General features: G+C 48.0%; 21 protein-coding genes and 1 tRNA gene. 11 read left to right on the top strand and 11 right to left on the bottom strand.

Translation table 11 applies throughout. The annotated features are described in order from the left end of the window. Positions 1 to 478: 478 nt before the first annotated feature. The 4 genes from ACYVI9_RS14830 (at position 479) to ACYVI9_RS14815 (ending at position 4,421) form a co-directional block, all read left to right on the top strand. The gene (locus ACYVI9_RS14830) at positions 479 to 1,801 is read left to right on the top strand and encodes a hypothetical protein (protein ID WP_460765844.1); all 1,323 of its coding nucleotides are present in this window, start codon (positions 479 to 481) and stop codon (positions 1,799 to 1,801) included. 86 nt (positions 1,802 to 1,887) lie between these two features. Beyond that, on the top strand, positions 1,888 to 2,295 hold the full coding sequence (locus ACYVI9_RS14825; RefSeq protein ID WP_460765841.1) for a hypothetical protein: 408 nt from the start codon (positions 1,888 to 1,890) through the stop codon (positions 2,293 to 2,295). Further along, complete coding sequence (locus ACYVI9_RS14820) at positions 2,288 to 2,611, top strand: hypothetical protein (protein ID WP_460765839.1); 324 nt, start codon at positions 2,288 to 2,290, stop codon at positions 2,609 to 2,611. Before ACYVI9_RS14825 ends, ACYVI9_RS14820 begins: the two co-directional genes overlap by 8 nt. A gap of 1,168 nt (positions 2,612 to 3,779) precedes the next feature. Then, positions 3,780 to 4,421, top strand: a complete 642-nt coding sequence (locus tag ACYVI9_RS14815) for a collagen-like triple helix repeat-containing protein (protein ID WP_460765836.1) — start codon at positions 3,780 to 3,782, stop codon at positions 4,419 to 4,421. 153 nt (positions 4,422 to 4,574) lie between these two features. Here the strand turns inward: ACYVI9_RS14815 and ACYVI9_RS14810 are convergent, their stop codons facing one another. Beyond that, the gene (locus ACYVI9_RS14810; protein WP_460765833.1) at positions 4,575 to 5,789 is read right to left on the bottom strand and encodes an exo-beta-N-acetylmuramidase NamZ family protein; all 1,215 of its coding nucleotides are present in this window, start codon (positions 5,787 to 5,789) and stop codon (positions 4,575 to 4,577) included. A gap of 241 nt (positions 5,790 to 6,030) precedes the next feature. Between ACYVI9_RS14810 and ACYVI9_RS14805 the strand changes: the two genes are divergently transcribed. Both ACYVI9_RS14805 and ACYVI9_RS14800 read left to right on the top strand, forming a co-directional pair. Then, positions 6,031 to 7,221, top strand: coding sequence for an acetyl-CoA C-acyltransferase (locus ACYVI9_RS14805; RefSeq protein ID WP_460765830.1), 1,191 nt, complete (start codon positions 6,031 to 6,033; stop codon positions 7,219 to 7,221). Between the two features lie 10 nt (positions 7,222 to 7,231). After that, positions 7,232 to 7,981 (top strand): class I SAM-dependent methyltransferase, encoded by a 750-nt coding sequence (locus ACYVI9_RS14800; protein ID WP_460765827.1) that lies wholly within the window; start codon positions 7,232 to 7,234, stop codon positions 7,979 to 7,981. Between the two features lie 38 nt (positions 7,982 to 8,019). On the opposite strand, the gene ACYVI9_RS14795 is transcribed toward ACYVI9_RS14800, so the two are convergent. The 8 genes from ACYVI9_RS14795 to ACYVI9_RS14760 all read right to left on the bottom strand — a co-directional run bounded on the left by ACYVI9_RS14795 (position 8,020) and on the right by ACYVI9_RS14760 (position 16,032). After that, the gene (locus tag ACYVI9_RS14795; protein ID WP_460765824.1) at positions 8,020 to 9,783 is read right to left on the bottom strand and encodes a hypothetical protein; all 1,764 of its coding nucleotides are present in this window, start codon (positions 9,781 to 9,783) and stop codon (positions 8,020 to 8,022) included. Between the two features lie 384 nt (positions 9,784 to 10,167). Then, a complete protein-coding gene (locus ACYVI9_RS14790) occupies positions 10,168 to 11,649 on the bottom strand; it encodes a geranylgeranyl reductase family protein (RefSeq protein WP_460765821.1) in 1,482 nt (493 codons plus the stop codon). Continuing rightward, a complete protein-coding gene (locus ACYVI9_RS14785; RefSeq protein WP_460765818.1) occupies positions 11,649 to 12,677 on the bottom strand; it encodes a polyprenyl synthetase family protein in 1,029 nt (342 codons plus the stop codon). The genes ACYVI9_RS14790 and ACYVI9_RS14785 overlap by 1 nt, the downstream gene beginning before the upstream one ends. 4 nt (positions 12,678 to 12,681) lie before the next feature. Next, positions 12,682 to 13,386 carry a hypothetical protein gene (locus ACYVI9_RS14780; RefSeq protein ID WP_460765814.1) on the bottom strand — a complete coding sequence of 235 codons (705 nt, stop codon included), beginning with the start codon at positions 13,384 to 13,386 and terminating at the stop codon, positions 12,682 to 12,684. A 22-nt stretch (positions 13,387 to 13,408) separates the two neighbouring features. Then, positions 13,409 to 14,041 (bottom strand): COG1470 family protein, encoded by a 633-nt coding sequence (locus ACYVI9_RS14775; RefSeq protein WP_460765812.1) that lies wholly within the window; start codon positions 14,039 to 14,041, stop codon positions 13,409 to 13,411. Positions 14,042 to 14,085: 44 nt separating this feature from the next. After that, complete coding sequence (locus tag ACYVI9_RS14770; RefSeq protein WP_460765809.1) at positions 14,086 to 14,733, bottom strand: hypothetical protein; 648 nt, start codon at positions 14,731 to 14,733, stop codon at positions 14,086 to 14,088. Then, a complete protein-coding gene (locus ACYVI9_RS14765) occupies positions 14,717 to 15,523 on the bottom strand; it encodes a hypothetical protein (RefSeq protein WP_460765807.1) in 807 nt (268 codons plus the stop codon). Before ACYVI9_RS14765 ends, ACYVI9_RS14770 begins: the two co-directional genes overlap by 17 nt. Before the next feature lie 5 nt (positions 15,524 to 15,528). Further along, positions 15,529 to 16,032 carry a hypothetical protein gene (locus ACYVI9_RS14760; protein WP_460765804.1) on the bottom strand — a complete coding sequence of 168 codons (504 nt, stop codon included), beginning with the start codon at positions 16,030 to 16,032 and terminating at the stop codon, positions 15,529 to 15,531. Between the two features lie 260 nt (positions 16,033 to 16,292). Between ACYVI9_RS14760 and amaB the strand changes: the two genes are divergently transcribed. The 5 genes from amaB (at position 16,293) to ACYVI9_RS14735 (ending at position 24,030) form a co-directional block, all read left to right on the top strand. Continuing rightward, entirely contained in the window at positions 16,293 to 17,819 is a 1,527-nt protein-coding gene (gene amaB, locus ACYVI9_RS14755) for an L-piperidine-6-carboxylate dehydrogenase (RefSeq protein ID WP_460765802.1), read from the top strand. A gap of 208 nt (positions 17,820 to 18,027) precedes the next feature. Next, positions 18,028 to 19,665, top strand: coding sequence for a S8 family peptidase (locus ACYVI9_RS14750; RefSeq protein ID WP_460765799.1), 1,638 nt, complete (start codon positions 18,028 to 18,030; stop codon positions 19,663 to 19,665). 239 nt (positions 19,666 to 19,904) lie between these two features. Further along, on the top strand, positions 19,905 to 21,278 hold the full coding sequence (locus tag ACYVI9_RS14745) for a saccharopine dehydrogenase C-terminal domain-containing protein (protein ID WP_460765797.1): 1,374 nt from the start codon (positions 19,905 to 19,907) through the stop codon (positions 21,276 to 21,278). 319 nt (positions 21,279 to 21,597) lie between these two features. Then, the gene (locus ACYVI9_RS14740; protein WP_460765794.1) at positions 21,598 to 23,799 is read left to right on the top strand and encodes a sodium-translocating pyrophosphatase; all 2,202 of its coding nucleotides are present in this window, start codon (positions 21,598 to 21,600) and stop codon (positions 23,797 to 23,799) included. 157 nt (positions 23,800 to 23,956) lie between these two features. After that, positions 23,957 to 24,030, top strand: a tRNA-Pro gene (locus tag ACYVI9_RS14735). Positions 24,031 to 24,146: 116 nt separating this feature from the next. On the opposite strand, the gene ACYVI9_RS14730 is transcribed toward ACYVI9_RS14735, so the two are convergent. Continuing rightward, complete coding sequence (locus ACYVI9_RS14730; RefSeq protein ID WP_460765907.1) at positions 24,147 to 24,227, bottom strand: hypothetical protein; 81 nt, start codon at positions 24,225 to 24,227, stop codon at positions 24,147 to 24,149. A gap of 40 nt (positions 24,228 to 24,267) precedes the next feature. Then, positions 24,268 to 25,095, bottom strand: coding sequence for an ISAon1 family transposase (locus tag ACYVI9_RS14725; protein WP_460765791.1), 828 nt, complete (start codon positions 25,093 to 25,095; stop codon positions 24,268 to 24,270). Positions 25,096 to 25,162 lie beyond the last annotated feature (67 nt).

Genomic DNA, 25,162 nt, shown 5'->3' with positions numbered 1-25,162 from the left:
ATACAAATTTTAAAGCCGTATCTGATGCGTCAGGTGCGGCTTTAATTCATAACATGTAACCCCGGCAGGCCCTCCAATATTTTCAAGGAAAGTGCCATTTACCCACTTAGCTCTTTAAAAGTTGGAATAACATCAACAGATTATTATAACTTTACAAAGAAGATTCTCTTTCAGATTCCCGTGACGGGCCCTTAAATGTGGACATGTGAAGAAGAAGGGGAGTCTTTATTTGTCTATATCCAAGAATTTTACACAAATTCATTACCCTCTTAAATCACACTTATTGGTTTTTTTCATAACACGAGATTCAACTGTGATTTTACAAAAAACTGTCACGCCCGGGGTTAAAGAACTCACTTCATTTTTTCAAATTTAACCCCTTTTCCATAAATTTAACTGATTCAGCCGAATGGTTCCTGTAAACCGAGAACCAAATCGACTGGGTTAATTCCAAAGGTAATTACCAAAACTTATCTAGATGTCTTTTAGCACGAAACAGATCCCTCATCAATTTAATGGAATCAACATTCTTACAATAAATTTTATTGTAGATAGGCAAAAATCTACTATTCCGATCCTTATCTCTGAAATAGCGGAAGACGATATCTTATTTGTAAATTTTAGTAACGATAATTCAGCCACCAAGTTTATACGTAGACATTATGAGAAGATCAAGTCATTATATCAGGAAAAGGCGGGTAAAAATTTTATCTTTCTGGAGGAAGAAAAAAATCAGTTAGATTTTATAGATATACTCGGATTCAATTATCCTTCATTAAACAAGGAACAGATCGATTTATGGAAATCATCTGCGGAGCTATTATATAATACTGATTTTTTTACGAAATCCTTTGTCTCAGGAATTAGAATTCAGGAAAATGAGTCGGGAACACCAGCCAAGCTCGCCAAACAAGGTTTATTTAAGAAATTTTTTAAAAGCCGTCAGGTTCAAATTGCCAATGAACCCCGTATTGATCATGATCAGTTCCGGGAGAAACTTTTTGCTTCCTGCAAATTTGGCTTCCTGCGTGCCCGCCGTCCCAATCGATTTGCCTATACAGATTTTTCCAGCCTCGAGGAGCAGGATTATATGAGCTTCTTTGAGTATCACTCCAATCTTATCCGTCCTGAAATCGTACCGACATCAGTTCATGAAGAGATCTATTATCAATTAAACTCCTCCCTGGAGCCGGAGAAGGAAGAAAATGACAATCTTGCTGATATCAATTTTTTGAAAGAGTCTGAAATTATCGCTGAAGAAATCCGCGAACGAATCCTGCGCTTAAAAAAAAATGGATTCAATGAACTACTTATTAAAATGATTGGACAAAGCCTCGATAACGAGGATATAAAAAAGTTGTTCCAGCCCGCGATAAACCAATATAGCTCCATATATATCAGCAAAGATTATAAAATACTTTTACCGGAGTTTGAAAACATGGAAATTAAACTCACACCACTACCTAAAACGGTATTCTTTTTCTTTCTTCGACATCCAGAAGGGGTTTTATTCAAGCGACTGCCAGAATATAGAAAAGAAATTACAGCTATTTACAGCCAACTGACCAATCTTCAGGATTCAGCTAAGTTTAGGAAAAGCATCCAGACACTAACTGATCCGAGATGTAATTCCATCAACGAAAAATGCAGCCGGATAAAGGAGGCTTTCTTAAGCCGGATGGAAGAAGGGCTGGCACAACAATATTATATACATCAGGGTCGCGGACTTGTCAAATACATTCCTGCCGCCCGTGAGGAAAGTAGGATTATCTGGGAAAAAGTCCTGCCGAAGGAACTATGATTACAAGGTTGCAGAAAACGAAACCTGGCCACATAGAGAATAGTTTTGTGAATCTAATTATTCTAAGACTTAAAAATCTGTTTATTATGGCCAAGAAATTTTTCAACTTACTTATTTTAGACGAGAGCGGTTCAATGCAGTCCGTCAAAGAGCAGACAATTACAAACTACCAGGAAATTCTGCAAACCATCAGGACAAGTCAAAAGAAGCATAAGGAACAACTTCAAAACGTCTCATTGATCACTTTCAACTCCGATGGCATTAAGTATGTTTTCGATAAAATGCCAATTGATGAAATTAAGGGATTCAGTCAAAATGATTATAATCCCGATGCAATGACACCACTTTGGGATGCCGTCGGAAAAAGTGTTAATGACCTGGCTCGCTTCTTAATAAATAAACGCAACTATGTGGTATTAGTCTCGATTCTTACTGATGGATTTGAAAATGCTTCTCAGGAATACAAGTCCAATCACATAAAAAAAAATGGTTGAGACCTATTCCAAGAAAAATTGGATATTCACTTTTATAGGCGCGGGTGACGATGTATATAAACAAGCGGAAACTGTCGGAATTCCTTCTGGCAATATCTGGGCAGATTCACTTGACAATATCTCGATGAAAATGAAGACGCGTGTATGCGATAGTATGCTCAGATTATTTGCAAACGAGAACATCATAAGTCTGGGAACTGAGCCATTTGACCACTTCTTTGATGAAGAGACAAAGCCGGAGCCCAAAAAGATATCAGATAACAAACAATCGGCGGCAGAAGACGATGTTGAAGAAGTTACCGCGACAGGAAGGTAAAATCGTTGGATTGTCAGACTGAAGTATGCCTGAGACAGGCAACAACCTCGGTATTAAAACTCAGTTGAAAATATTCAACATCATTTCATGAAAAGCTCATTTTAATGACCTTCATTTTTTTTCTTAACTTTAGTATATAACTCACTTGAAAGTGGCTGAACGGGATTCGTCCGGCTTTTGTTTGAGTTATTTGACCCTTTAGCGTTAGAGGATGTCTGAGTGGGATTCACCCGGTCTTCCAAGGTTTGAAGGGTTTTTTTCTTTTTCTATATATGCAAAAAATACGCTCAGCCCGAAAAATAGTGGATATCTACATGAATGGCCTTATGTGTAAGCCAGTCGAGTAGAATGGCTGTTAATACCACCTCCTTTCCGGATCTTCGTTCCCTTCCGGAATTTTGATATAAATATGCTTCAGGATTAAACCATAATCCTTTAGCCCAAGCATATTTTTAAGATTTTCTCCTGGCTTTTAAGGTTCTCTGCTCTTGATGTTGACGGATTTGTTCTCTCCATTGTTCCAAAGAGAAGGGATGCTTCAATATTTGCTCTACCTCCACTTGTGCGGCCTTGCTCCTCTCCCAATGATAGTCTGTTAATGTGGGCAGTTCTTCGTAGGACGGCTTCGGCCTGATTTGTAAGTCCTTCATAATTTGTTGTAGTAGTCGTCATCTAGTACCGGTTGGGCAAATTAGCTAATTTCTTCAAAAATATTTTAAAAAAAACTGGAGTAATAATCTCTGAGTTATAGCTTGACAAGATCCGATACCATTAGAGAAGCTTTCGACCAAGTTTCTTCCTGATGATGCAATGGTTCGTAACTGAAGCGAATGTACCCAAGTTGTGTAGAAGTCCATGTATAATATCTATTGTAAAGTTGTCTTGGTGGAAAATGAATCAATCAACAAAAAAGTAAGAAGGTTCCTGGATGATATGTAAATCTGTGCTGTCCGCAATATTAAAATTTCTGATAACTCTTTTTGAAATCCCCAATTACCATCAACAACGACAATGCCATCCAGAAATCTAATCTTCAATGTAATTTTCTACACTCGCCTGATTACGGTATTGTACATGCTGAAGTCTCTATATAGTTTTGTTGTTTCCAAGAAACGATTGGGGGATAGTACCTATCCATCTAATATTATAAACTAAAATTATGAAAACTATGAAACAACTCAATTGCAGACCTATTATCTATTTACTGGTCTGTGCACTCAGTCTTATATCCTGTGCTAAGGATGGTAAAGATGGTATTGATGGCGTAGATGGTGAAGACGGTGCACCTGGCGCAACTGGTCCGCGTGGTGCGACCGGGACTGCCAATGTCCAGTATTCCGATTGGTTTAATCCAACTACCTATACCAACACCTCTGTGTTTGGCATCGTTCATTTCAGGTACGAAAAGGCTGCACCTGCTATTACCCAGGCCATTCTGGATAAGGGTGTCGTGCTGGTCTATGGTAAGATCGAGGGATACAACCCTTTAATCTGGCCGAAGGATCAGGTAGGCTTGCTTCCTATCTCCCTGTTGATTAGACAAGGCTCCACTCCTTACACAGATGTGATAACTTACCTACTCACACCTGGAAAATTAACCATTGATTTCAGCAGTTCCATTAATGCTTATGGAACGATATCTAGTGCTCACCATTTTCGATATGTAATTATTCCAGGAGGTGTCGCAGCAAAAAGAGTGACGGACACAGAGAATCGGGTGGTACTGAATAACGGTTCTATTGTATCAGAATCCGAGCTCAAAAGCATGCCTTATTCCAAAGTATGTGAACTGCTCGATATCACGCCATAGTTTTGTATACATGCCAGGGTAATTTCACTGTAGGAAATACCGAACCGGGAATCCGGCAGGCCTTACCAGCAATGAATCTGCGGTGTTGACGCTTGCGATAGGACCAAATATCAAACAGCTGATCGCAACAGTACCCTTTGAGAAAATGGTTCATCAAGGATAGAGCAGGTACTTTTTGCGCATTTCTTTGTATTCGCTCAGACCTGGCTCCCAGCTTTTGCGGATTTCGGCCTCGGAGACACCATCGATAATCTGCTGACGGAAAAGGCCATTGCCGATCAGGTTCTCAATTTTGCCCATCTGATTACTGAGCTTGGAATTAAAAAATTTCTCTTTGTGCGGATGTGCTTTATAAAGCTCCATGATCCACTTGATATTGATCTGGCCGGATTTTTTCAGTTTTTCGATATCATAGTCACGCAGGTCCAGTCCGTAGCAAACCTGGTTCATAAAGATCGGTGTCTCGGCCATGCCTTTAATCGACTTGGGGGTAAAAGAAAAGCTGTATTTTCCTTTTAATTCGGGACTCCCGAGTACCGTAAAAGGAAACATCGTTCCCCGGCCATGGTTCAGGTATACACCTTCAAACATACAGGTGGAAGGATAGAGCATGATTGATTGCTGGGTATTCAGATTGGGTGAAGGTTTTACCGGTAAGGTATACGACATATTATGGTTGTAATTGGCTACCGGGATAATTTTCAATTTACATTTTACCTTGTTTTTGAGCCAGCCTTCCCCATTGGCCATCTGCGCAAACTCACCTACGGTGAGACCATGAGACATGGGTATCGGGAACATACCGATACCGGATTTATACTTCATGTCCAGGATTGGACCATCAATCAAATATGCATTCGGATTCGGGCGGTCCAGGATCAGCATTTCCTTATCATTCTCGGCGCATGCTTCCATCAACCTGGACAGGGCATTGATATTGGTATAAAAACGTACCCCTACGTCCTGCAGGTCGTAGATCAGGATATCGATATCCGCCATATCCTGGGCCGTGGGTTTGTTTTTAGCCCCGTATAAGGATATTATCGGAATGCCGGTGGAGGGATCCTTTTCATCCTTAACCTTTACACCCGCGCTGGCATTTCCCCGGAATCCGTGTTCCGGACCAAATACTTTGACAATATTAATACCCAGTGATTGCAGGCTATCTACGAGATGTTTATCGCCGATTATGGTGGTCGGGTTGGCCATAATGCCGATTCTTTTTCCCTTCAGATAATCCAGGTAAAGGCCGGTCTGATCGGCGCCGGTAATAATCGGTGCTTCCAGCTGGTTTTCACAGGTGGCGGGCAGCTGGATCGCTCCCCATAAAAACGAAAGTGCCGTCGTCAGTACGAATAATAACTTCATTCCAGTTTTTTTAATTTTAAACTATGCCCAGGCCAGCAGCCAGGGCATTGAATTATTTAGGCCAGCTACCCATATCGGTATCGGTTTTTGGCAATGCATCTGCCAAACCTACAAAAAATACCCAATACCACCGATCTGAATCCTTTGATACCGGCTGTTTTACAGACGGGGCCGGTGCCCTTTTGGTTGAATCTAGGAAAAATAAAAGCCAGTACATTTGTAATAAGAAAAACAACGCTATATGAATCGAAACGAAGTTTATATTGTTGCTGCAGTCCGCACCCCGATCGGAAGTTTTGGTGGTGCCCTGAAATCCCTATCCGCAACCCAACTGGGTGCGCTGGCCATACAGGGTGCCCTGAAAAAGTCCGGCCTCTCGCCGGACCAGGTCCAGGAATTGCTGATGGGATGTGTGCTGCAGGCAAATCTGGGTCAGGCACCCGCCCGTCAGGCGGCTAAATTTGCCGGGCTGCCGGATCAGGTAAACTGTACCACTATCAATAAGGTCTGTGCCAGTGGCATGAAAGCCATTGCCCAGGCAGCACAGAGCATCCTGCTGGGCGATGCCGAGATTATAATCGCCGGTGGTATGGAAAGCATGAGCAATGTACCTTTCTATGCCGAAGACCTCCGCTGGGGCCGTAAATATGGTCATGCCGCCCTTATTGATGGTCTGGCTAAAGACGGCCTGACCGATGTATATGACGGCCAGGCCATGGGTATGGCGGCTGAACTTTGCGCCGATACTTGCGGTATCAGCCGGGCGGACCAGGATGCATTTGCCGTAGAAAGTTATCGCCGCAGTCAGACAGCCTGGGAACAGGGCCACTTTGATGAAGAAGTAATCGAAGTCAGCATTCCGCAGAAAAAAGGCGATCCGGTCATCATCCGCCGGGATGAAGAGCCCTTTCAGGTAAAATTTGAGAAAATTCCGGAATTGCGACCGGCTTTCAAGAAGGACGGTACGGTTACTGCGGCCAATGCCAGTACAATGAATGACGGTGCGGCGGCCCTGGTACTGATGAGCCGCCAAAAAGCAGAAGCACTTCAGCTGAAGCCGGTGGCCAAGATTCTGGCCTATGCAGATGCAGAACAGGCGCCCGAATGGTTTACCACCAGTCCCAGTCTGGCCCTGCCCCGGGCCATTGAAAAAGCGGGACTTCAACCCGGCGATATCGCTTTCTGGGAACTCAATGAAGCTTTCAGTGTCGTAGGTATTGAAAATACCCGTCGGTTGGAGCTGGATCCCGCTACCGTCAACGTAAATGGCGGCGCCGTTTCCCTGGGCCACCCGCTGGGTGCCAGTGGTGCACGCATCATTACCACCCTGATCCAGGTGCTTCGGCAAAATAAAGCCCGCTATGGTGCCGCAGGGATCTGCAATGGTGGCGGCGGCGCCAGTGCCATGGTGATCGAGGCCATTGATATTTAAATCCTGAAAAATGAAAGATTCTACCCAACGGTTTTCTGACCGCGTCAGCGATTATATCCGTTACCGGCCCAAGTATCCCCCAGAGATTATAGGCATTTTGCGGGACCGGATCGGGCTGAATCCGCATAGCATCATTGCCGATATCGGCGCCGGAACGGGATTTTTAACCGAACTTTTCCTGAAAAATAAAAACTATACTTATGCTGTGGAACCCAATGATGCCATGCGTATCGCCTGCGGAGAGCTTTACGGCCATCATGCCAACCTGAAACTGGTAAAAGGAACTGCGGAAACTACAACCCTTTTTGATCATACGATTGATACGATTGTTGCAGGCCAGGCATTTCACTGGTTCGATCGCGACGGATGCCGCCAGGAATTTAACCGCATCCTCAAAACAGGTGGCCATATCGTACTGATCTGGAATGCCCGCAGGGATGATCATGCTTTTTCCAAAGGCTATGACAACCTGCTCCGGGAGCTGATACCCGAATACCAGACACTGGACCACCGCAATGTAGATCAGGCAGCTTTGGCGGATTTTTTTCAACCTGCGTCGCTGGAAACGGCGGCGCTGCCCCATCAACAGGTCTTTGACTGGGAAGGTTTCCGGGGCAGGGTTCTGTCCTCTTCCTATGTACCCAAATCAGGTCCGGTATATAATAAAATCATGAAAGGCATCCGGCAGCTCTATGAACAGTATGCCATTGACAATAAAGTTATTTTCAGTTATGATACCCAGCTGTTCTGGAATCTTTGAACAGCGGTAGTTTTACGTATCGACCGATTGCCGCCCGATCACTCCGTAACCACCTTCACCACCGTGGAATAATGAACACTGCCATCAATATCCACCTGGGCGATGCGAATAAAGGCTGCCTGGGCTTCGGTGACGCCTGCTGCTGTTTTGCGGCAGGAAGCCATTAGGGATACAAAAAACAGCAGCGCTGCAATCCCCTTAAGTAACCAGGAACGTCTTTTAAAGCAACCGAATAAAAAGGCCAGAAAGCCCACTCCCGACAAGAGTCCTGTAGTCGATCGGGTAAAACTGTAATGAAGGGTGGTCGCGGAATTTCCGCCATCTGCCTTAGTATTGACTGATCCAATCTTTTTAAATACCTGGCCATCGGCCGAGGCTTCAATATCATACCGCAGGCAATTGGTTTCAGATTCGCTATCCCAGTCCACTCGAAGTTGCCCTCCTCTCCTTGAAGCATTGATGACACCGAAATTTACCGATAACGCTGACTCCGCATCCAGTTTTACCAACCAGAAATCCAGGTTGCCAAAAGATTCGGTTACGTCCATATCGGCAACACTGGCATAACCACCGACTAGAAAGCCTCCGTCTGTCGTTTGTATTACAGCCGATGAAGCATCATTTCCCGTACTACCCATATTCTTCTCCCATAACAGGTCTCCCGTACTGCTGAAACGAACCAGCCAGGCATCAAAATTACCGTATACCTGACTGACATCTCCATCAGCCAGGTTGACGCCACCAGTCATGATGGCGCCACCATCCGAGGTAACGGACATTCCACGGATGTATTCTGAAGAAGTAGATCCTGCCGGGCGCTGCCATAGGAGATTGCCAGCGTCGTTTATTTTGATGAGCCAGAAATCAGCACTTCCTCTCCCATTCGTGACATCGCCGTCACCCGACACCGTATGTGCGCCGATATAGTACCCCCCGCCAATGGCGGGTGCCACCGCTTCAGCCGCGTCCTGTAAACTACCACCAAAGCTTTCCTGCCACTGAATATTACCGGCACCATCTACTTTTACGACCCAGACATCCTGCCCCCCGTGGTTGCCCAAAACATCACCGTCATTGGAAGAAGAATTTCCAGCCAGGATATAGCCTCCATCGGGCGTATTGGCAATGGATTGCAGGGCATCGCCTTCTGTTCCTCCAAGAATCTTTTGCCATAGCGGGTTGCCGCTGCCATCTAGCTTCACCAGCCAACTATCCAGTTGGCCTTTCGGGTTGGTGATCATACCGTCTGTAGAATAAGTAGAGGCCACCAAAACATAACCACCATCAACCGACTCCCGGATCCCAAAACCATGATCCATATCCGAACCGCCCAGGGATTTTTGCCACTGAATCGTACCGTTGCTATTTAATTTTACGATCCAGACATCATAGGACCCGTAATTAATGCTGACATCGCCATCATCGGAACTTGTCGAACCTGCAATGATATAGCCGCCATCGGCCGTGCTGATGATGGACTCCGCAATATCATAACTGGTCCCGCCCAACATTCGCTGCCATAACAGTGTACCCGTTGCATCCGTTTTGACTACCCAAATATCCTGCTCACCATGTCCTCCCGAAACATCACCGCCGTCGTTCGTTGCGTTGCCCATCAGAATATAGCCGCCATCTGCTGTTTTGTCCACTGAATAGATCACCTCGGTGCCGCTGCCGCCAAAGGATTTTTGCCATTGTAGGGCGGGTGCCGTCATCGTCTGGGCTGTCAGAAGATAGGGCAAACCGAACAGTAATCCAGTCAGAACAAATAAATACAGTAGATTACCCATTGGTTTTAGCATGTCAAAAAGTTTATAATTTTAGCTATTGAATTGGAAAAAATGCAGGTTGCTGGGGTATGATATGAATCTGCAGACACCGGTCTGCGGTTCCTGATTGTTTTTAATAATAAGGAACTTACACACATCATTAGTCATAGTAATTCCACCGCTGGTCTGTCGGACTAATATTGCAATATTCATACGGTTCAGGTCATTGTTGTTTTGAATATGGGGCCTGTCAGCTGCTAAAGATAAGCTATTTCCATTAATTGACGGCGCTGCTGACGACTGCAGGTCACTGGACCACAATGCCTTCGGGGCTGGACCTTAATTCCTGTTGTAACACCAAACACTATAACCGTTTTTCGGGCACTTCCAACCTGTCGGTAGGCATTTAATCTGTGATCAGTTTGCTTTTTTACCCGCTTTTTGTAAGATAGACGAAGCTGTATAAGCCGCTACGGTTGCCGTACTTTTCAGCAGCTGCCCCAGCCACTGGCCCTGGAGGCGTGGATAGGTTTTCAGATCATCCAGGATGTTGATGGCAGATTGGCTGAACTGCAGGCCGGTCTGCATACCGTATTGGGGATTCTCGATCATTTTACGTAAAGTTGCGGCTCCCGAATTTCCAGCCTGCAACAGGGATTTGAGGATAAAGGGAAGACTAAGGGCCTTATAGGAAGGATAAGTTCCTTCAAATATGCCGGCCACCGTATCGCCGTAAGCCGGATCCTGTTTGGCGCGGGCGATCAGCACCGCAATAATTTCCATCCATACCGTCGAGAGGGTTTTATTTCTTGAACATTGCACAAGCAGTTGCGAGAAGGCAAAATCATAAGCCAGTTCCGATTTTATTTTCTGATGATACGGCGCCAGCCCGGCCACTGAAAAATCATCCGTCTGACAGCAGCGAACCAGGGCCTCTGCGGCCCAGCGGGCACTCAGCAGGGCGTATTGGATACCATCGCCACTCAATGGGTTGATCAGTCCGGCTGCATCACCGGCCAGCAGCAGTCGATCGGCAATAATCGGATTTTCGGGATTGAAAAACCCAATGGGCCAGCCCAGAATTTTCCCCTGTTGCTGACCGCCACCTATTCGGGCGCTGATATCTGCGTTTTGTGCAATATGCTGCTGTAATAATTGCTGGGCGTGGGCGGGCTGATGTGGCAGGGTGGCTGCCACCATTGCCATGCCAATATTCGCCCCACTTGTCCCTTTCGGAAACATCCAGTAGATGCCCGGGAAACTTTCTTTTGAAAAAAAGATATCCACCCGGTCCGAAGGACCTTCGACGCCTTCATAATAGGCCCTCAGTCCCAGAAGCTGGTACCGCGAAGCCGTCTTGCTGCCATGGAGTTGCCGGGCCACTGCCGAACGGCTGCCATCGGCGCCTACCAGTACTTTGGCCGTCAGTATCCGTTCACCGGAATCATCTTTGATAACCGCACTGATGCCGCCCTCCTGCAGCCTGTAGGATTTAAGGCGCGCCGATTCAATAAATACGGCGCCGGCTTTCTTAGCCGCTTCATATATCCAGTGGTCGAGTTCCGCCCTTGGAATGATACGGGCATGCAGGGGCAGGTGATCGGGTTTGGAAAGTGGAATCACCACTTTATCGTTTTTGATAAAAAGGCCCACATTACGAATCTCATTGGCCCGGGCAAAACGCTCCGTACCGGTAATGCCCATGGCCTGAAGTTCTGCCAATGCGATCGGGCTGACGCCATCTCCACATACTTTATCCCGGGGGAAAGTCTGTGCCTCCACTACCAGGACTTTGATGCCCGCCCGGGCCAGGTGGTAAGCCATCCCGCTGCCGGCAGGACCGCCGCCAATAATCAGTACCTGGGAGTCATGGTTCCATTTGGGTCGGATGGTAATCATCAGTAATCACGATTGATCATGTATAAAATTATTGTTTCCAGTAGTGATTTATCCTCACTATCCGGCAGTCGCGAAAAAACGGTATAAAATTCCTTCAGGGCGGCACCGGCCATATAGCGGGAAATATTTTTAGAATAGTTCAGACAATCATAATGATGCATCAGCTGCATGATCTGTTCACAGGTAGCCTCCGTTCGTTCCGGGATCGGCAGGGCCAGATGGCCACGTACCAGTTCCCTTTCCCGGGGCTGGCATTGCTGCAGCAGATGAATCAGCATCAGGGTCCGTTTGCCTTCCATGATATCGCCCCCGATTTCCTTCCCGTATTTCTGCTCATCGGCCAACAGGTTCAACAGGTCGTCCTGTATCTGAAAAGCTGTTCCCATAAAGTACCCCAGTCGGTTGAACTGGTCGGGATTTACTTTGCCATTGCTGCCGATTAGCGCGCCGATTCTCAAGGGATGCATACAGGTATACCAGCAGGTTTTTTTGAGAATCATTTCCAGGTAGTCGGCATCCTTCAAATCACAACGATTGTCCTGACGCCAGCCCAGTTCCAGGGCCTGCCCTTCCACTGAAGCCGTCACCATATGCTGTACTTCCAGATATACTTTAGTGGCCAGCGCCGGCCCCAGCACCGAACGGTTCTGAAAAAGCGGGTACAGCGCCAGTACCTGCATTGCATCGCCGACATTGACAGCAATGGATTTGCTGAAAGCCTGATGCATCGCCGGCCGGTTGCGTCGGTAGTAACTCTCGTCTTCCACATCATCATGGATCAGAAAAGCATTGTGCAGGAGTTCCAGTGTAATGGCAGAATGGATGGCCATCCGGCTCGTGCCGCCGAAAGCCTTACAGGTAGCCATGCAGAGTCCAGGGCGAAAGCCCTTGCCACCCCTGTCGGGATAGTCCCTGGCCAGCTCATAAAGATACTGATGGGGTTCCTTATCCGGTATATATGCGTGAATCCCTTTCAGGGTTCGGGCGCCGTAATCAGCCAGCATTGATTTCATCCGGGCTTCATCCATAAGTTCAGGCGATTTCAAGTTCCACTACTAACCGGTTGGTCGCGTCCTGGCTGTCAGTAAACATAGCGCTGTACAAACCCGGTGAAGTTGATTTCGGGACTTTGATGATAAGTTCCAGGGGCTGCTCCCCGCCGGGCTGAATTACCAGCGGATTGGGTTGGAAGCGAAGCTGGCGGGCAGGAATTTTTGCCGCATTGGGGCCGGTAAGGTCTGCTTTTACAAACGCTACCGACAACGCCTTCTCAGACTGATGGTTCCCCAGGGACATTGCGAGTACCACGGTGCTGCCTGGCTTTGCCGGCTGCGGATGGCGGATCAGTGTCGGGCCGGCAGGTGCTGTAGCGGCTGGTTTTGTGGATTCGCTGGTCTTGCCCATGATATTGTCTGACACGGTTCCAAAGTGCCGGGTCAGGGCGGAAACCGAGTCCATCAGCAGATCTACCGCTTCGTGAATATCCCGGCGGATCCGGTTCATCAGATCTTTGGGGTCTTCGCGGATATCTTCCACATCGATGACCTTTGATTCCAGTTTCTTGGCAGCCAGGATACCTGCAGCAATTTCTTCTTCCAGCACATGCACTGCCGAAGAAAGTACCTGCTGGGCATTGTTGATGATGGCATCGGGCTGAAAGGCATCAAAAAGCGGGTTGCCGCTACCGGCAGCTGAATGTTTGGATTGTCCGTTAGATTGCTTCTGGGCCGATGGCATTTGAAATGAATATTTTGATTGGTTAAGTTACATCGAGTTGAATCCTGAAATAGGCGGGCTCAAACCCGCTGACCTGCACCTGGGCGGTATAGGTTCCCGCTGCAGTTTTTTTAGGTACCGTAATCCGCAGGTCGACCCGCTGTTCGGCGCCGGGGTCCAGAACGAAACGTGCCGGTTTGAATACCGTAGGAAAATCGAGTCCGGCATCTGTAGCAACATCGGGCCGGTAAGCAGAATGTATCAGCTGCACCGTTACCGCCTCCGATTTATCATTGTCCATCACAAACTGGAAACGGGTACTGCTACCGGCTTTTACCGATTGTTGCAGTATAAAGGAAGGCTCCACCGCAGTTTCTTCCTCATCAGCGGTAGTGGTTGCTGATCCGGCCGTCTTCACCGCCTGTCGGGTCAGCTCCATCCCCAGGTCCATCATATTTTTGAGGTGCCGGATATTCAGTGTGGCGTAGGCATTAATGGCCTGCGACAGCAGGTTGCTTTGAAATACGGCCTTAGCCTGCCTGCTTCCCGCCGCGGTATCCTTTGTCGTAAATTGTTGCAGCAGGGCGCTGCCTTCTTTTAGAAAGCTTTTGTTGACCTCAATGGTTTTATTCACCAGGTCCTGAATTTCCTGTTTCAGGTTCTCCGTTTGATTCATAGTTGCTAAGCCATTCGTTAATATACCACCCCGATTGTTGCTGCTTACTGACGGGTCCTGCCCTGCTCCGGTTCACAATAATAATGTGATTGCCAGCCATGCCATTTCCGGCGGTATTTCTTTTCGTCATAGGGGCTGACAACCGGTCCGCCGTCGTCCGTAACTTCCAGACTGAAGCAGATATTCTGATTGTACTCTTTTTCCCGCAGCACAATTTCCGCCGTATAACTGCCTCCTGCCTGAAACTTGCCCAGGTCCAGCGCCATCAATACCCTTTCACTCGCACCGGCTTCCAGGGTAACCGAAGTTTTGTTCAACCTGGGCTGGTCCGGTGCCGGTTGTCCGTCCTGATTCATAAGGGGCCGCATGCCGATCTGGTAGGTATGGGTCGTACTGCATTGGTTCCTGACAGTAAAAGGCACCAGTATTCGCTCCTGGGGCATTGCCGTTCTGCTGATCTGAGCGATGCAATGGGGCGGGCAACTGTTTTTGGGTGTACAGCCGTCCGTATTCAACTTAAACTGCGGCAGGTTCACACGCCCGTCCTCGGTAAAAAAAGACTGGCTGAGGGTGGAAAAATTACCCATTAATTGTTGCATCAGCGGCTGGGCAAAACTCAGTGACATGTCTGCCAGTTGCTGGACGTTATCGGTTAAAGTCTGCTGCAGGTTACCGTTATTTTTGTTTGCCATTGTTTTTGGTAATTTTTAGGTGATGGGCTTTTATCGTATAGGTAAGGACCCGGTTCCAGAAGCGGATATCGCCGCTGTAATCACGCAGGGCGTCCGTATTACCGGGCAGTTTAATTTCCAGATCTATTAACAGGGTCGCACCCGGCTCAACAATTTGCCCTGACTGCTTGACCGTGGCAGTGATCCAGTCCGTCATATTCTGGTGCACATTACGGGTGAGTTCATCCATCATGGCCTCATGGCTCTGTGCTGCCCCCTTACTCCGGATGGCCAAAGCGGTGGCCCGGCACAAATAATCCATATCCAGTAAGGAAAGATGTTTGATTTCCGGAATCTGGAAAGGCATATTACCGGTATTGGTCACCGTTATGACGGCATTATGGCTGGTGCCGGGCGCCGTTCCCTGAAAACTGAAATGCCGGGGCTGAATATTGACCGCGACCAGGGGTTGTACGATCATTTTCAGTTTCCGTTTTTTGCCGCCTACCAGCAAACTGGTTTCATAAATGCCTGGAGGAGTTTTCGCATCGATTTCGTGGACCAGCTGCTCCCGCTTTTTTTCCTGTGGCTGGAGCCTGACGGAAAGCCGCAAGGCCTGCTGCTGGTCCGATTTTAACAGTGTCGAACGGCTGGCATGCTGCAGGGGCAATGCTTTTATCCGCAGGGCTTCGGTATGCGGATTGCTTAAAACGATCTGGCCTTTTAAGGCACCCGGAGGGCCGTTCAGAACGACTTCCTCATCCTCGACTTCCAGTTTATCATGAAAGTTTGTGACCGTTACCGTAAGCATGGTTTCTATTTTTTGATGTTCTGATCATTCCGTTTGATATTGGTATCGTTGTTTTGAGGAAAGGGCCGGGTATCGGGGGCACAGCAATCATCGTCACAACGCTCCTGCGGATTGGGTACATAAGGTTCTGTAATTACCTGCGCTTCCCCGTTCAGACAGATACTCATCATTTCGACACCGAATAACTTAAAACTCACATTCGTATAATTGGGGATATGCATCCGGACTTTCTGCATGTCCTTGATATCCTGCAGCGTAAACCGGGGCAGGTTCAGGATTTCTACCTTACTGTCCGTGGCAACCGGTTCTTTGGCATCTCCGGTTAGTTTGTGCTTGTTATCGGTTTCCAGTTTTCCGCTGACCTTGGTTTCCAGACTACCCGAATGCTGTGGGTTGAAGGTTCCGGAGAGGATGGACTCCAACTGTCCACCCATATCGATTTCGAAAGCTTTCTGGGGATAGAAGTTAACTTCGGTTTCGAAACTGTCTGGTACTTTTGAGCCTCCCATGGTTATAATAGTTTAGAGTTGGAAAATTACAATATTGCGGGCGTACAATCGAATCCCGGCCATCGCTTATTCAGGTGATGGCGGTGAAATTATCAGGTCGGGGCCAGTGGTCAATCCGGGAAGCTGCACCCCCGGTATCCTGCGTGCCGATGGGCTCCTGTCCGCTACAAATTACCCGCTTTTCCGATATAGCAGGGTCAGGCGGTCTGTATTTTGGGGCTTAGAAATATTACTGTAGGTTTACAGAAAAATCAGACCATATGGATTTCCTGGAAAAACTTCGGATAAGTGCCCGCAATGCCGGCACGGCCACCGGCAGTCACTGGCTACCTTTAGGCGACCGGCTGCTGGACTCAAGATCCCCTGTGGACGGCAAATTAATCGGCAGCGTCAGTGTCAGCTCAGCAAAGGAATACGAATCGGTAATCTCATCTGCACAGGCCGCATTTCTCGAATGGCGGCAATGGCCGGCGCCCAGAAGAGGTGAAATTGTCCGGCAGATCGGCGAAGCACTGCGGAGCCAAAAAGAAGCACTGGGCCGGCTGGTTTCCTATGAAATGGGCAAGAGCCTGCAGGAAGGCCTAGGAGAGGTTCAGGAAATGATTGATATATGTGATTTTGCGGTGGGTCTCAGCCGGCAACTTTATGGCCTGTCTATGCACAGTGAACGGGTTGCCCACCGTATGTATGAACAATACCATCCCCTGGGGCTGGTGGGTATTATTTCGGCTTTTAATTTTCCGGTAGCTGTCTGGAGCTGGAATGCGATGCTGGCCTGGGTCTGTGGAAATGTCTGTATCTGGAAACCTTCCGAAAAGACCCCGCTTTGTGCCGTGGCCTGTCAACAGATTGTCGCCCGGGTTTTTGCTGACAACCAGGTGCCCGAGGGCGTCTGTTGTTTGATCAACGGCGATCACAGCGCCGGACAGTGGCTGGCTGCCGATAAGCGGATCGCCCTGGTCTCGGCCACCGGTTCCACCCGGATGGGCAAAGCCGTTTCAGCGACCGTAGCCGGCCGGTTGGGACGAAGCCTGCTGGAGCTGGGTGGCAATAACGCGATGATCATCAGCCGGCATGCTGAACTGAAAGTCGCCATCCCGGCTGCCGTATTCGGGGCCGTCGGAACAGCAGGGCAACGCTGCACCAGTACCCGGCGGCTGATTATTGAAGAATCCATTTACGAGGAAGTTTGTGCAAAGCTGAGTAAAGCCTACGGACAGTTAAAAATCGGTGATCCCCTGGATCCCAACCACCATGTAGGTCCGCTGATTGATACAGATGCCGTCGCCATGTATCAAAAAGCCATCGCCGATTGTAAAGAACAGGGCGGAAAATTCCTGGTGGAAGCTGCCGTACTGGAAGGAGCAGGTTATGAAAGTGGGTGTTATGTAAGGCCCTGTATCGCCCAGGTCGATGCTACGATGCCTATTGTTCAAACCGAGACTTTCGCACCCATTCTATACCTGATGTCTTACAAACACCTGGACGATGCCATTCATATCCAGAACAATGTCCCTCAGGGACTTTCATCGGCCATTATGACGATGAACCTGCGGGAAGCCGAACATTTCCTGTCTGCCTATGGAAGTGACTGTGGCATTGCCAATGTAAATATCGGCACTTCCGGTGCGGAAATCGGAGGGGCATTCGGGGGCGAAAAAGAGACGGGTGGTGGTCGCGAAAGCGGCAGCGATGCCTGGAAAAACTATATGCGCCGCCAGACCAATACCATCAATTATGGCGACCGCCTGCCCCTGGCTCAGGGCATCCGTTTTGACCTGGGTTAAGTTTCGGTGGCACTACTCCTTCCTGCCGGCGCTGTCAAGAGTGGCAAATGCGTCCGCCTGTTATTCAGGCTTTTAGAGATTGCTATTGAAGACCAATCAATTAGAAACATGCATCCTTTTGGCTTTACCGCTCATCATTTTATCAAATTCTTAATCTAAAGAAAGCTAATTTTGTCGTTTGCTGAATTTTAAATCAATTATGAAGAATATGAACAGTATGTTTAGAAAAGCGGGCACTTTTGCAGCAGCCATCATCACCACGATTTCGGTGAGCGCGCAAATGGAAGTGCCTAATGGTTGGTACCTGAAAGATCTGCAGAAAGATGGTCTCTATGGGATCAGTCTCGATCAGGCCTATGATTTTGTAAAATCAAAAAACCTGAAGAGCACCCCAGTCATTGTAGGTATCGTGGATTCCGGTATCGATACCACCCATGAAGACCTGAAACCGGTATTATGGGTCAATAAGAAAGAAGTTGCCGGTAATGGCAAGGATGATGACAAGAACGGTTATGTAGATGATACCCACGGATGGAATTTCCTGGGCAATAAAGACGGCGGTAATGTTGAGAAGGATTCCTACGAAGCCGCCCGTTTTTACTGGAACTACAAAGATGAATTTGATGGTAAATCCGCCACTGAAATCGCTGCAGACCGGCAGGCTGATTACAAAACCTGGTTAAGGGCGAAAGAGGAAATCAACAAGGATGCGGATCCCCAACAGACCCAGATGATGCTGAAGATGGCGAAAGTGCTCCTGCAGGGAGATTCCATCGTCCGTGCAGACTTGAAAAAAGAGGAATACAATGGCACCGATCTGAAAACCTACAATCCGAGCAGCCTTAACGTGGCCGCTACACAGATGAAAACGGTCCTACTGCGGGTTTGCGAAGCCAATCAGAATGATGATATTACCAATAAAATGCTGATCGAGGAAATCCAGAAGGATATTGATAAGGCCAAACTGACCGTTGAAGCGCCTGAGAATTACCGCGATGAGGTCGTTAAGGACAATTATCAGGATTTTAAAGATAAATATTACGGTAACAGCAATTTATACGTCACCAATGAATCCGCTTTCCACGGCACCCATGTCGCTGGTATTATCGGTGCTGCCCGCGGTAACGGCATCGGTATCGACGGGATTGCTGATAATGTTCGTATCATGAGTATCCGTGCGGTGCCCGATGGTGATGAGCATGATAAGGATATCGCCCTGGCCATTCGTTATGCTGTTGATAATGGCGCCCGGGTGATCAATATGAGCTTCGGTAAAGGTTTCTCGCCCGAAAAACAATGGGTGGATGAAGCCGTTAAATATGCCGCTGATAAAAATGTCCTACTGGTACATGCGGCTGGTAATGACAATTCCAATATTGACACCGCTTTCAATTTTCCTACTGCCCATTTTCTGGACGGCAGCCGGCCCGATAACTGGATTACAGTAGGTGCCAGTGGCGATGAAAAACTGGGAGGCCTGACCGCCAGTTTCTCTAACTATGGTAAAAAAGAAGTGGATGTTTTTGCGCCTGGTGTAAAAATTTATTCGACCATACCTGGCGGCAACAAGTACGGCAATGCCCAGGGAACCAGCATGGCTTCCCCGGTGGTAGCCGGTATCGCTGCCTTTATTATGAGTTATTATCCGGACCTGACAGCCGCCCAGGTAAAGCAGATCATTGAGCAGTCGGTGAGCAAACCCACAGAAAAAGTGAGCAATCCCGGTGGAGGAGATGACGTAATGCTTTCTGATATATCCGTTACAGGTGGTATTGTCAATGCCTATAATGCAATTCAGCTGGCTGACAAGACCAGTAAGGAAAAGCCAAAGCGTAAAAAGAAATAAGTAATCAACTGATTCTAAAAAAGCTATCTATCTCAAATAGATAGCTTTTTTTTTGAAACGGCAAGCCATCAGGCCAGCCGCTCTCCCGCTCCTTTGCGGTGATTAGCCGGCCTCCATAGAAATACCATATTACCCTGAGCTATAATTTTCTGGTGTTTTGCGCTTTCTATGCATGCGCCTTTCTATCTTTACGGGGACAGGAATGTTTGTTTGCTATTGAAATCCGGGCTATCAGGACGGTGCCCGTTAAATATGTAAAGCCTATCGCTCACCCCAGAAAAATAGTATTATTTGGTGCCGGCAAATCTGCCACGGTACTGATTGATTATCTCTGCAGTCAACGGGGTAATGACTGGCATCTATTTCTGGTGGACGCCGATCTTGAACGGGCAACCGAAAAAATTGCCGGCCGACAGAATGCCCGGGCCATCCGGCTGGACATACTGCAGGATGAAGCCCGCAGTCAGTGGATAGAAGTGTCTGATCTTGTCATTTCCATGTTGCCGGCCCAATTGCATTATCTGGTAGCCAGGGATTGTCTGCGCCTGGGTAAAAACCTGCTGACTGCATCCTATGCCGATGCCCAACTCCGGGAAATGGCTGCCGACATCGAATCTGCCGGCCTGCTGTTCTTATGCGAATCCGGGCTGGATCCTGGCATTGATCATATGAGTGCCATGCAGGTCATTGACCGTATTCGAAGAGAACAGGGGCAAATCATTAGTTTCCGGTCGTATTGTGGTGGTCTGGTCGCCCCTGCTTCTGATTCCAATCCCTGGCATTATAAGATCAGCTGGAACCCCGCCAATATCGTCAATGCCGGCAAAAGCGGTGCCCGTTATAAAAAAAAGGGCCAGGTCATAGAGCTGGATCACCGCCAGGTATTCGATCAGACAACGCCGGTGTACTGTCCCGATGGCTCAAAGTACGCATGCTATGCCAACCGGGATAGCCTGACTTATACCGAATTGTATGGATTAGAAGCAGTACCTGATTTTCTAAGAGGCACCCTGAGACATCCCGATTTCTGTACCGGCTGGAAATATATTATTGCCGCCGGACTGACCGCAACCACGCCCTTTGCACCTGAGACTGATCTATGCAGTTACCGGGATTTGTTGACGGCCTGCCTCAAATTATACACCCCCTTTAGTTCCTTTGATCAGTTTCTGGCAGAAACGGTACCGGCAGATCAGCAGGCACTGGTGCGTCAGCTCTTCGATTATTTAGACCTTACCGCAGATATCAGGCTGGCCGGGCACGCTGACCCGTCTCCTGCATCGGTCCTGCAGGCCCTGCTGGAAGAAAAACTGCGGCTGGATGCCGGCGACCGGGATATGGTCGTTATGCAGCATGAAATCCGTTATCGGCTGGGTGCGCAACAGTTCAGATATACCGGCTGTTTGAAGGCCACCGGCGATGATGACCGACATACGGCCATGGCCAAAACCGTGGGATTACCCCTGGGTATTGCTGCGGGGATGGTACTTGACGGACGTATCGGCGTCCGGGGGCTGCATATACCCGTCCTGCCGGAGATTTACAACCCTGTGCTGGAAGCACTCCGGCAGCACCAAATCCGGTTTGATGAAACGGTAAAAGTTGAAGAATGATTTTTTTTAATTACTTTGCATAGAAACCCTTGTATTGAGCCAACAGCTGCTGTTCATCTGTCTAATTTTATGGATACGCCTGCAGGTAAATTTGCGGAATCAGTCTGGTTGTATAGGGGCTTTTTTATGGCAGGGAAGGCAAAAATTGATTTGTCTTAAGTTTTGGTTGACCGTAGGTGTTTAGGGGCGGGTAATTGGGCCTTCACCCCTTAAATAAAGACTATCCGTATTCATCCAACGCTTATATTTGCAACCTTGCCAAATAAAGTAAAAGGATTTACTACTGAATATGCAATATCTGATTTATCTAGTCCCCGGAATGGCCTTAATTGGCTTGCTGTACATGTATGGAAAATTCAATTGGGTAGCCCGCCAGGAAGCCGGCACACCCCGAATGAAAGAGATCAGTAAGTATATAGCCGAGGGTGCCATGGCCTTCCTGAAAGCCGAATGGCGGATTTTAACCTATTTTGTGATCATTGCGGCCTTATTACTGGGGGTACTCGCCAATGCCAATCCCCATTCCCACTGGCTGATCTCTGTCTCATTTATAATTGGTGCCATCCTGAGCGCCGTTGCCGGTTTTATTGGGATGAAAGCAGCTACCATGGCCAATGTTCGTACGGCACACGCAGCCCGCAGCAGCCTCAAAAAGGCACTCAGTGTGTCTTTTGGCGGCGGTACCGTCATGGGTGTCGGCGTAGCAGGTCTGGCAGTATTTGGCCTGGGAGGGCTGTATATCCTGCTGAAACAGTTTTTTGCGCCTGATGCAGGCCTGAACTCCATAGAAATGCTGACCACCATCGAAGTATTGACTGGTTTTTCGCTGGGTGCTGAATCGATTGCGCTTTTTGCCCGTGTGGGAGGTGGTATTTATACCAAGGCGGCTGATGTTGGCGCCGACCTGGTAGGTAAAGTAGAAAAAGGCATTCCCGAAGACGATCCCCGAAATCCGGCTACCATTGCCGATAACGTGGGCGATAATGTAGGTGATGTGGCCGGTATGGGTGCCGATCTGTTCGGATCCTATGTGGCTACTGTACTGGCAACCATTGTTTTAGGACAGCAAATTACCATAACCGGTGGTGCGGACAGTCTGGGAGGCTACTCCCCTGTGGTCCTGCCCATGCTGATTGCCGGTGTGGGCATTCTGTTTTCCATTATCGGCACTTTTTTCGTGCGGATTTCCGAAACCGCCGGTGTCAGTACCCATGTAATCCAGAAAGCCCTGAATATGGGCAACTGGGGCTCGATTGTCCTGACTGCCATCGCCTCTGCCGGCCTGGTATACTGGCTGCTGCCGGACCAGATGGAGCTGCGGGGCTTTGTATTCACCCGGCTGGGTGTACTGGGATCCATCGTTGTTGGTTTACTGGTGGGTGCCCTGATGACCATTATTACTGAATATTATACGGCTATCGGCAAACGACCGGTAAATATGATTATCAAAAAGTCCTCCACCGGTCACGCGACAAATGTGATTGGAGGTCTGGCTGTAGGGATGGAATCTACCTTCCTTCCGATCCTGGTACTGGCCGGCGGTATTATCGCAGCCTTCCATTGTGCGGGCCTTTATGGGGTAGCGATTTCTGCTGCAGCCATGATGGCTACTACGGCCATGCAACTGGCTATCGACGCTTTCGGTCCGATCGCAGATAATGCCGGAGGTATTGCCGAAATGAGCAAACTGCCCAAGGAAGTACGGGAAAAAACCGATGCCCTCGATGCCGTAGGTAATACCACAGCTGCTACGGGTAAAGGGTTCGCAATTGCTTCAGCGGCACTGACGGCTCTGGCGCTTTTTGCCGCTTTTGTAGGTGTAGCGGGGATTTCAGGAATCGATATTTACAAGGCCAATGTATTGGCCTGTTTGTTTATCGGGGCAATGATCCCCTTTATCTTCTCTTCACTGGCCATTCGGGCAGTCGGAGAAGCTGCTATGGCCATGGTGGAAGAAGTCCGGCGGCAGTTCCGGGAAATCCCAGGCATTATGGAAGGTGAAGCCACGCCTCAATACGATAAATGCGTGGCAATTTCTACCGAAGCTTCCATCCGTAAGATGGTGGTTCCTGGTGCGATTGCTATTGTCTCTCCGTTGGTTATCGGATTTCTTCCAGGGCTGGGTGCAGAAGCCCTGGGTGGTTTTCTGGCTGGCGCCACGGTCAGTGGGGTCCTGCTGGGTATGTTCCAGAATAATTCTGGAGGGGCCTGGGATAATGCCAAGAAATCTTTTGAAAAAGGTGTGGAAATCAATGGACAGATTTACAAGAAAAGCTCTGAACCTTATAAGGCATCCGTTACCGGTGACACGGTTGGTGACCCCTTAAAAGACACTTCCGGTCCTTCTATGAACATATTGATCAAACTGATGTCAATCGTTTCGCTGGTTATAGCACCTACACTGGCACAATTAGAAGGCAATACAGGCACCCATACAACTGCTGTAAAGGAAACCGTTCAGAACCAAACCAAACAAGCGATAGCCAAACCGGCACCAAAAAACGCCGTCTTATATCGTTAGTACAATATTTTACCGAATACTATCTAGAAGCCACGCTTTACCGCGTGGCTTTTTTTAAAATCTAAATCCAAAAAAATTTACAGGAACTTCACCGCTTTGTTGCTACATCGACGGGATTTCCTTACTTTTGCACCCGCTCCGTAAAAACGGAAGCATCCGGGAAGTAGCGCAGGCCGGTAGCGCACCTGGTTTGGGACCAGGGGGTCGCAGGTTCGAATCCTGTCTTCCCGACTTAGAAAATCAAAGAGGCTGTCTCAAAAGTTCGAGACAGCCTCTTTGATTGGTCAGGTAGTTGAATATGCGGTTCTCGGTTCATCAATTCCGGATCAAGTACAAAACCTGGGGATTTAGCCAAAAATATTTGATAATCTGAACAGGAAGAACCTCGTATCCCTGACGCCTCTGAACTGATTTCTAAAGGCTTTTATCTTAGCATTAAATGATTCTGCTGAAGCGTTTGTACTACGCTTATTGAAGTAATAGGGGGTTAAGACAACTGTAATGATGTTTGATGGTTTTCAGTAAGGTGTTGAAGGTTTTGAATCCAGATGCTTCTACCTGGTTAAACCAGCGCGCGAGCTTGGTCATTGCTACCGGTTTGTTAATTCTTCGATTGTATATACTGCGCAGGCTGTCAGTAAGTTCATAAGCTTTTCTGATGTCAGGATATAGGTGAAAGAGGATTTCCGCCCGCTCTTGCTGATTTTGGGTCCATCTGTCGGGATTCTTATACAGCAGGTGCCTGCTTCTGGCCAGTAGCTGTTTGGTTGTATCGCCATTGATATGTGTTTCGGGGACGTAGGGCTTATCCTGTGTCTTTGCTTTTGCGATCAGTTCGTGTTCCTTATCTATGGCCTCCCAACGATATTTAATCCTTATTTCCTGTAAAGCTTCGCTGGCCAACTGCTGTACATGAAAGCGATCTATAACCTGGGTAGCTTTAGGGAAGCTCCTCAGCGCGATAAGTTTCATTGACCCTGACATATCCAGCGTAATTTCCTTTACCTTATCCCTCAAAGGCTTGTCTAGCTTGGATAAATGAGCAATGACGGTATCAGAATCTGTTCCAAAGATGATGGCCACCAGGCATCCTTTCCTGCCCTTAGCCTGCTTAGATGTAACTACCGTGTAAAGCTCTCCTCCTGATAATGCCACTTCGTCGATGGACAGTTCTTCTGACATATTCTTCGGGAATAGCAACCAGCGGTCTGCATGAGACCTGCACGCCCAACTCTCAAAGTCACTTATCTTCTTTTTGTATTGCCGTTGGAACTTTTTAGGTGATATACCATACATCTCGGCTATGGTACTGCAATCCAAGGCTTTAGTATCCGCGGACTTCTTTTAAAAAAGCAGCAAAATC

Source organism: Niabella terrae (genome assembly GCF_054783135.1).
The sequence above is the reverse complement of the archived record's forward strand: the minus strand, read 5'-3'. Positions and strand labels throughout refer to the sequence as shown.

Coding starts and splice junctions, on each gene's coding strand:
- ACYVI9_RS14830 (WP_460765844.1), top strand. CDS start 479: ATGTCTTTTAGCACGAAACAGATCCCTCATCAATTTAATGGAATCAAC.
- ACYVI9_RS14825 (WP_460765841.1), top strand. CDS start 1,888: ATGGCCAAGAAATTTTTCAACTTACTTATTTTAGACGAGAGCGGTTCA.
- ACYVI9_RS14820 (WP_460765839.1), top strand. CDS start 2,288: ATGGTTGAGACCTATTCCAAGAAAAATTGGATATTCACTTTTATAGGC.
- ACYVI9_RS14815 (WP_460765836.1), top strand. CDS start 3,780: ATGAAACAACTCAATTGCAGACCTATTATCTATTTACTGGTCTGTGCA.
- ACYVI9_RS14810 (WP_460765833.1), bottom strand. CDS start 5,789: ATGAAGTTATTATTCGTACTGACGACGGCACTTTCGTTTTTATGGGGA.
- ACYVI9_RS14805 (WP_460765830.1), top strand. CDS start 6,031: ATGAATCGAAACGAAGTTTATATTGTTGCTGCAGTCCGCACCCCGATC.
- ACYVI9_RS14800 (WP_460765827.1), top strand. CDS start 7,232: ATGAAAGATTCTACCCAACGGTTTTCTGACCGCGTCAGCGATTATATC.
- ACYVI9_RS14795 (WP_460765824.1), bottom strand. CDS start 9,783: ATGCTAAAACCAATGGGTAATCTACTGTATTTATTTGTTCTGACTGGA.
- ACYVI9_RS14790 (WP_460765821.1), bottom strand. CDS start 11,649: ATGATTACCATCCGACCCAAATGGAACCATGACTCCCAGGTACTGATT.
- ACYVI9_RS14785 (WP_460765818.1), bottom strand. CDS start 12,677: ATGGATGAAGCCCGGATGAAATCAATGCTGGCTGATTACGGCGCCCGA.
- ACYVI9_RS14780 (WP_460765814.1), bottom strand. CDS start 13,386: ATGCCATCGGCCCAGAAGCAATCTAACGGACAATCCAAACATTCAGCT.
- ACYVI9_RS14775 (WP_460765812.1), bottom strand. CDS start 14,041: ATGAATCAAACGGAGAACCTGAAACAGGAAATTCAGGACCTGGTGAAT.
- ACYVI9_RS14770 (WP_460765809.1), bottom strand. CDS start 14,733: ATGGCAAACAAAAATAACGGTAACCTGCAGCAGACTTTAACCGATAAC.
- ACYVI9_RS14765 (WP_460765807.1), bottom strand. CDS start 15,523: ATGCTTACGGTAACGGTCACAAACTTTCATGATAAACTGGAAGTCGAG.
- ACYVI9_RS14760 (WP_460765804.1), bottom strand. CDS start 16,032: ATGGGAGGCTCAAAAGTACCAGACAGTTTCGAAACCGAAGTTAACTTC.
- amaB (WP_460765802.1), top strand. CDS start 16,293: ATGGATTTCCTGGAAAAACTTCGGATAAGTGCCCGCAATGCCGGCACG.
- ACYVI9_RS14750 (WP_460765799.1), top strand. CDS start 18,028: ATGAACAGTATGTTTAGAAAAGCGGGCACTTTTGCAGCAGCCATCATC.
- ACYVI9_RS14740 (WP_460765794.1), top strand. CDS start 21,598: ATGGCCTTAATTGGCTTGCTGTACATGTATGGAAAATTCAATTGGGTA.
- ACYVI9_RS14725 (WP_460765791.1), bottom strand. CDS start 25,095: ATGTATGGTATATCACCTAAAAAGTTCCAACGGCAATACAAAAAGAAG.